The 5,887-nt window shown below is 31.2% G+C and carries 5 protein-coding genes; all 5 read left to right on the forward strand.

Translation table 11 applies throughout. The annotated features are described in order from the left end of the window. Positions 1–105: 105 nt before the first annotated feature. Positions 106–1,737 (forward strand): peptide ABC transporter substrate-binding protein, encoded by a 1,632-nt coding sequence (locus tag CN514_RS08190; RefSeq protein WP_098232177.1) that lies wholly within the window; start codon positions 106–108, stop codon positions 1,735–1,737. A 495-nt stretch (positions 1,738–2,232) separates the two neighbouring features. Further along, positions 2,233–3,867 (forward strand): peptide ABC transporter substrate-binding protein, encoded by a 1,635-nt coding sequence (locus CN514_RS08195; protein ID WP_098232178.1) that lies wholly within the window; start codon positions 2,233–2,235, stop codon positions 3,865–3,867. Between the two features lie 156 nt (positions 3,868–4,023). Continuing rightward, positions 4,024–4,626: an undecaprenyl phosphate transporter UptA gene (gene uptA / locus CN514_RS08200; RefSeq protein ID WP_286141601.1), complete on the forward strand. Its 603-nt coding sequence runs from the start codon at positions 4,024–4,026 to the stop codon at positions 4,624–4,626. Between the two features lie 69 nt (positions 4,627–4,695). Then, on the forward strand, positions 4,696–4,881 hold the full coding sequence (locus CN514_RS08205) for a hypothetical protein (RefSeq protein WP_098232179.1): 186 nt from the start codon (positions 4,696–4,698) through the stop codon (positions 4,879–4,881). A gap of 186 nt (positions 4,882–5,067) precedes the next feature. Next, positions 5,068–5,887, forward strand: an 820-nt coding sequence (locus CN514_RS08210) for a magnesium transporter CorA family protein (protein ID WP_098232180.1), incomplete at its 3' end; no start/stop codon positions are given.

The following is a 5,887-nucleotide window of genomic DNA, read 5'->3' on the forward strand; positions in this document are numbered from 1 at the left end:
TTTTTTTCTGAAAAAAATGTAGTATATTGAAAAAGTAAAAAGTGATTTTTCAGAAAAATAAGTAAATTATAAAATGAATAATCACTAATATATGGAGGTGCTCTAATGAAGCGTAGATTAGCAACAACTGTTTCAAGTTTATTAGTACTTAGTACGGTACTAGCAGCTTGTGGCAAAGACACAGAAAAAACGGCAACTAACTCACAGAAGGATAAGAAGCAAACGTTAAGGTTAACTACAACTACTGAGATTCCTTCAATGGATTCAGCAAAAACTACTGATTCAATGTCATTTGAAGTTTTAGACAATGTAAATGAAGGTTTACTTCGTTTAGGAGAGGGTGACGAAGTAGTAGACGGAGTTGCTAAAAAAGATTCGGTTGAAGTTAGTAAGGATGGTCTAACATATACATTCCATTTACGTGATACACAATGGTCAAATGGTGAGCCAGTAACTGCTAATGATTTCGTTTATGGTTGGCAACGTGCTGTAGATCCAAAAACTGCATCTGAATATTCATTTATTTTATACTATGTGAAAAATGCTGAAGCAATTTTCAATGGTAAAATGCCAAAAGACCAATTAGGTGTGAAAGCACTAGATGATAAAACATTACAAGTAACGCTAGAACAACCAACTCCTTATTTCTTACAATTAACTACTTTTGGGACATACTTACCTGAAAATCAAAAGTGGGTAGAGTCTAAAGGGGATCAGTATGGTTTAGAAGCAAATACTCAATTATATAATGGTCCATTTACTTTAAGTGAATGGAAGCATGAGCAAAGCTTTACATTAAAGAAGAATCCAAAATATTGGGACAAGGATTCAGTTAAGTTAGATGAAATTAAATACAATGTAGTTAAAGATACTTCTTCGGCAGTTAACTTATATGAAAACGGCGATATTGATAAAGTAATGCTTGATTCTGAGTACGTTGATAAATATAAAAATGACCCTGAATACAAAACTCAATTAGATGCTCGTTTAGTATTCTTCCGTTTTAATGAAAAACTACCAATCTTTAAAAATGCTAAAGCTCGTAAAGCATTTGACTTAGCTTATGATAAATCAGCTATTACATCTTCAATTTTAAATGATGGTTCTAAACCTGCTTATTGGTTAGTTCCTTCTGAGTGGGTAAAAGGCCCAGATTCAAAAGACTTCCGTGATCATAATGGTGACTTTAACAAATATAATGTCGAAGAAGCTAAAAAATTATGGGCAGAAGCTAAAAAAGAACTTGGTAAAGATACATTTGAACTAAAAATGCTTTCATATGATGATACAACTCGTAAAAAAGCTGCTGAGTATGTAGCTGGTGAGCTTGAGAAGAATTTACCTGGTTTAAAAATTACAGTAGCTCCACAACCGTTTGAAATTAAACTTGATAACGAGAAAAAATTAGATTATGACTTTTCATTCTCAGGTTGGGGTCCAGACTATCCAGATCCAATGACATTTATTGATATGTTCTTATCTAACAGTCCATTCAATGAAATGGCATACAACAATCCACAATATGATCAGCTTGTAAATGCTGCTAAGAAAGAAGCAGACCCACAAAAACGTTGGGATGATATGATTGAAGCTGAAAAAGTAATTATGGATGAAGCGGGTATTTCACCAATTTACCAACGCGGTCGTGCATATTTAGAAAAAGATTCAGTTAAAGGTATTATTGCGCACAAATTTGGCGGAGATTTCTCTTACAAATGGGCATCTAACGAAAAATAATAGTATGAAACAAAAAGGAGAAGGGATCACCCTTCTCTTTTTTAGGAAGTTTTATGTTAAAAACTATAGGGTTTATTTTCTTTTTTTGTATAAGAAAAAGTTTAAAAGTAAATATTAAAAGGTGTCCAGAGATTACTTTTTTTAACTGGATACTGTATATAATTTGAGCTTGCAGAGAAAAAATTAAATTTTAAACTAAAAAATATACATATTTGTCCAACTTTAATCATTTATTGAAATTGGGGCAATTATTAATAGTTTTGATTTAATATGCAAAAAAATGCTTCAAAATGTAGTTTTTAATTACAAAAAAGTAAAGATTTATTTAAATTTATTAATTTTTTTGAAAAAAATGTCGATTTTTTGTTGATATAATCTAAAAAGTATGTAAAATTAAAAGTAAGTTAAAGGTTATTAACTATTCGGACAAGTTAAATTGTTTGAATATTTTAATAGTTTTTAAGTCTAATTGTTTAATTTTGGGGAGGCAATCTAATGAAAAAGAAGGTATCGTATTTTCTATCTTTATCTGTTGCTGTGAGCATGCTTTTAACTGCATGTAACTCAGACAAATCAAATGAAGGTAAAAAAGAAACAGCAAAAGCAAAACCACAAGTATTAAACTTACTAGGCGGAGCTGAACTACCAAGTTTAGATTCAAGTACTAGTACAGATGCTGAATCTTTCAATGTTTTAGGTAACATTATGGAAGGTCTAAACACGTTAGGTAAAGATGATGTTGTACAACCTGGTATCGCAGAATCTTTTGATAAATCAGCTGATGGTTTAACTTATACATTCCACTTACGTGATGCAAAATGGTCTAATGGTGACCCTGTTACTGCAGGAGACTTCGTTTACGGATGGAAACGTGCTGCAGATCCTAAAAATGCATCTGAGTATGCATTCATGTTGAATGTATTACAAAACGGTGAAGAAGTTACTACTGGTAAAAAACCAGTTGATCAATTAGGAGTTAAAGCTGTTGATGATAAAACTTTAGAAGTTAAATTAGCAAAAGCTATTCCATATTTTGACTCTTTAGTAACTTTCCCAACATTCTTACCATTAAATCAAAAATTTGTTGAATCTCAAGGTAAAAACTACGGGTTAGAAGCATCTAATTTAATTTTTAATGGTCCATTTGAATTATCAGAGTGGAAACATGATGAAAGCTACAAGTTAGTTAAAAACCCTGACTACTATGATGCTAAAGACGTATCATTAAAAGAAATCAACTTTAAAATCGTAAAAGATCCACAAACTGGAGTTAACTTATATGAGTCTGGTGATGTTGACCGTGCTGGTTTAACTGCAGAGTTTGTTGACAAATATAAATCTAGCCCTGACTACGGAACAACTAAAGAGCCAACTGTATTCTTCTTACGTGTAAACGAATCGAAAAATCCAGCTCTTAAAAACGTTAACATCCGTAAAGCTTTAAACGAATCATTTGACCGTGAAGCAATTACTAGCGTAATCTTAAATAACGGTTCAGTACCTTTATACGGTTTAGCTCCAAGTAACTTCTTAGATGCTAATGGTAAAGACTTCCGTGATGCTTCTGGACAACTTGTAAAATACGATCCAGCTGATGCTAAAACATTATGGGAACAAGGATTAAAAGAAATCGGTAAGAAAGATGTTTCAATCGAATTATTAGGTTCAGATACTGAAACTAACAAAAAAATCAGTGAGTACCTACAAGGTGAATTCACTAAAAACTTACCAGGTTTAAAAATTAACATTAAATCAGTTCCATTTGCACAACAATTAGACTTAAACTCTAAGAAAGATTATGACATCTCATTCGGCGGATGGGGTCCAGACTACAAAGACCCAATGACATACTTCGATATGTGGACTAGTCAAAGCCCATTCAACCAAATGGGATTCTCTAACAAAGAGTATGATAAGTTAATCTCACAAGCAGGTTCTGAATTCTTATTAGATCCAGCTAAGCGTTCTGATTCATTCTTACAAGCTGAGAAAATCTTAGTACAAGACAATGCTGCAATTCTTCCAATTTACCAACGTGCTATTGCATACGTTATGAAGCCAAAAGTAACTGGATTAATTGAGCATGCATTTGGACCAGATTACACTTACAAAAACGTTGTAATTAAATAATTAAGAAATGATAAAAGGCTGTTCTAATGTCAGGTCACTGACTTGGACAGCCTTTTTTTATATGAAATAATACTTTCATCTGAGTATTTCTTTATTTTGACATATTTTATCTTGCTATGTATTATCATTGTAGTACAAGTTGTTTTTGAGAGGGGGATCCTATTGACAAATATCATTCATCAAATATTAGAATTTTTTGCATCATTAGGATATTTAGGGGTAGCATTAGGATTAATGATCGAGGTTATCCCGAGTGAGATTGTATTAGCATATGCTGGTTATCTTGTAGCCGGAGGGCATATAAATTTTGTAGGTGCATTAGTAGCAGGTGTGATCGGGGGAACTATTGCACAATTATTTTTATATTGGTTAGGTTATTTTGGTGGTCGACCAATCATTGAAAAATATGGTAAATATATTCTAATTAATAAGCATCATCTTGATTTAGCTGAAAAATGGTTTTCAAAATATGGCGTTGGAGTAGTGTTTACAGCTCGCTTTATTCCAGTTGTTAGACATGCCATTTCGATTCCAGCGGGTTTAGCAAAGATGCCAATAAGTAAATTTACACTTTATACAGTTCTTGCAATCATTCCTTGGTCTATACTATTTATCAAAATAGGTGAGAAATTAGGTAAAAACTGGGGAACTGCTAAATCTGTTTTAGCCCCATATACACCAATGCTAATCATTATAGCGATTGCCCTATTTGTTGTATATTTTTTAATAAAAAAATTAGTGGCAAAAGGTAGAAAATAAAATTAATATGATTTGTTTTACATTATATTACATATAATATGATAAATTTCAATTGGAAGGATGAATTTTATGTATTCTATGTCATATGATGCATTAAAATCTGATTTATCTAATACTCTTTCAACTGTTCAAAATCAATTGAATACGGAAGATTATTCAGTACATACAAAAGAGCAATTACAAAGTCAGTTAGAAGTTTATCAATACATTGATGAATTAAGTGATATGCATTATTTTTATAAAAGCGGATATTAAAAAATAGGTCACTATAAGTGGCCTTTTTCTTTATTTGCGAATAATATAAATGCTCACTAAAATAGCTACTAATAGCGTTTGATTATTAGAAAATGGACTTTCTTTTTAATAAAGGTTGAAACATATATAAATGTTTCGTATGCTATTATTGTGTAGTTTTTGTTTTAGAATTAGAGGTGAATTAAGATGCTAAATTTTTATCTTTCAGATGCACAAGGGAAACTAAATCAAGTCGACGTTATTGAGAAAGGTTGTTGGATCAATGCGATCAACCCAACAGAACAAGAAATTCAATATCTAGTTCAAAAATTAGACTTAGATTTAGATTTTATTAAAGACCCACTTGATGATGAAGAACGTTCAAGGATAGAGGTTGAAGGGGAACACACTCTAATTATTGTTGATATTCCAATTGTAGCTCATGATGATAATGGGCACACAATTTTTGATACAATACCAATCGGGATGATTATTTCATCCAGCACTTTTGTCACAATCTGTTTAAGTGAAAATCCGATCTTTGAACGATTTATTTACCAAAAAGTAAAAGGCTTCTTTACGTTTAAAAAGACTAGATTTGCACTTCAACTATTGCATACGACATCATCATATTATTTACGTTATCTTAAACAAATTAATCGTAAAACAAATGAAATCGAAGTTGAATTACATCAATCCACGAGAAATCAAGAGTTATTTACAATGCTGAACCTTGAAAAAAGTCTAGTTTATTTTACTACTTCACTTAAATCGAATAAAATTGTCATGCAAAAAATTCTTAAAGGGAATATATTAAAAATGTATGAAGATGATGAAGATTTATTAGAGGATGTAATTATCGAAAATAAACAGGCAATTGAGATGGCAGAAGTATATAGTAATATCTTAAGTGGAATGATGAATACATTTGCTTCAGTTATCTCAAATAATTTAAATATTGTAATGAAATTTTTAACTTCTATTACAATTATTTTATCAATCCCAACAATGGTTTCTAGTTTTTATG

This window comes from Bacillus sp. AFS001701 (assembly GCF_002559405.1).
GTDB lineage: Bacteria > Bacillota > Bacilli > Bacillales > Bacillaceae_G > Gottfriedia.

Coding starts and splice junctions, on each gene's coding strand:
- CN514_RS08195 (WP_098232178.1), top strand. CDS start 2,233: ATGAAAAAGAAGGTATCGTATTTTCTATCTTTATCTGTTGCTGTGAGC.
- CN514_RS08190 (WP_098232177.1), top strand. CDS start 106: ATGAAGCGTAGATTAGCAACAACTGTTTCAAGTTTATTAGTACTTAGT.
- CN514_RS08205 (WP_098232179.1), top strand. CDS start 4,696: ATGTATTCTATGTCATATGATGCATTAAAATCTGATTTATCTAATACT.